Below are 1,435 nucleotides of genomic sequence, written 5' to 3'. Positions count from 1 at the left end.
AAGGGGCGGGTTTCGTCTCTGAAGGAGCAGACACTATGTCCATGGTGAAACCAAGTCCTGAGCGCGAGGAGCGCCGGCGTCGTCAGCAGGAAATTGCCGATCATCTCAAGCAGTCCGGTGCGTTGGATGAGATCTTCGCGAAGATCGACGCTGGCGAGCCGTTGACCGGTGAGCAGGGGCTGCTCGGGGGGATGTTGAAGGCGGCGCTGGAACGCGGTCTGGACGCGGAACTGACCGAGCATCTTGGCTACGAGCGTGGTGAGCCCGACGCGGCGTTGTATCCGAACTCACGCAACGGCGCGACGCCCAAGACCGTCGCGACCGAGGTCGGTGACCTCGAGCTGCGTGTCCCGCGGGACCGTAACGGGTCGTTCACGCCGATGCTCGTTCCGAAGCGCCAGCGTCGGCTGGACGGGCTGGACGCGATGATCGTCTCGCTCTACGCCGGCGGGATGACGCTGCGGGACATCCAGCACCACCTCCTCAACACGATCGGCACCGACATCAGCCACGAGACGATCTCGAAGATCGTCGACGAGATCGGTGAGGAGGTCCTGGCTTGGCAGAACCGGCCGTTGGAAGCGCTGTACCCGGTGATCTACCTCGACGCGATCATCGTGAAGATCCGCGACGGCGGCCATGTGCGCAACAAGGCCGCGCACATCGCCGTCGGGGTCGATATGGACGGCATCAAACACGTCCTCGGCATTTGGGTTCAAGCGACGGAGGGCGCCAAATTCTGGGCGTCGGTGTGCGCAGAGCTCGCCAACCGTGGCGTACGGGACGTACTGATCGTGTGCTGCGACGGCCTGACCGGCTTCCCCGACGCGGTCGCAGCGACCTGGCCGGAAGCGACCGTGCAAACCTGCGTGGTGCACCTGATCCGCGCGGCGATGCGGTTCGTCAGCTACGGCGACCGCAAAGCCGTCGCCGCGGCCCTGAAACCGATCTACCAAGCCGCCAACGACCAAGCTGCGCTGGACGCGCTCGAGGAGTTCGAAGCATCCGAGCTGGGGCGGCGCTACCCATCCGCCGTCAAGGCGTTCCGCGACGCGTGGGAGAGGTTCATCCCGTTCCTGGCCTACCCACCCGAGCTGCGGCGAGTGATCTACACCACCAACTCGATCGAGTCGCTGAACTTCCAACTGCGGAAAGTGACCAAGAACCGCGGCCACTTCCCCAACGACATCGCCGCCGTGAAGCTGCTCTGGCTAGCGATCTGCAACATCGAAGACAAGCGAGCCCGCGAAAGAGCTAAAGAACGCGGCGTCCCGGCAGACAAACGCAAAGCCGAAGGCCGACTCGTCGAAGGCGCCGTCACCACCAACTGGAAACGCGCCCTCGAACAGCTCGCCCTGGCCTACCCCGACCGCATCAACCCCCACCTATAACCACCCCCGACCATGCCCACTTACACAGAAAACTTGACAAGCTC

General features: G+C 64.0%; 1 protein-coding gene. It reads left to right on the top strand.

What is annotated here, in order from left to right:
- The first annotated feature begins 41 nt into the window (after positions 1–41).
- Entirely contained in the window at positions 42–1,391 is a 1,350-nt protein-coding gene (locus WDJ51_RS06195; RefSeq protein ID WP_337851568.1) for an IS256 family transposase, read from the top strand.
- Positions 1,392–1,435: the final 44 nt, after the last annotated feature.

The sequence above is a fragment of the Rathayibacter sp. YIM 133350 genome, from assembly GCF_037404875.1.
Taxonomy (GTDB): Bacteria; Actinomycetota; Actinomycetes; order Actinomycetales; family Microbacteriaceae; genus Orlajensenia.
Note: the sequence above shows the minus strand (reverse complement) of the source record. Positions and strands in the feature narration are given on the sequence as shown.

Excerpts from the sequence above, each read along its gene's own strand:
- WDJ51_RS06195 (WP_337851568.1), top strand. The coding sequence starts at position 42 with ATGGTGAAACCAAGTCCTGAGCGCGAGGAGCGCCGGCGTCGTCAGCAG.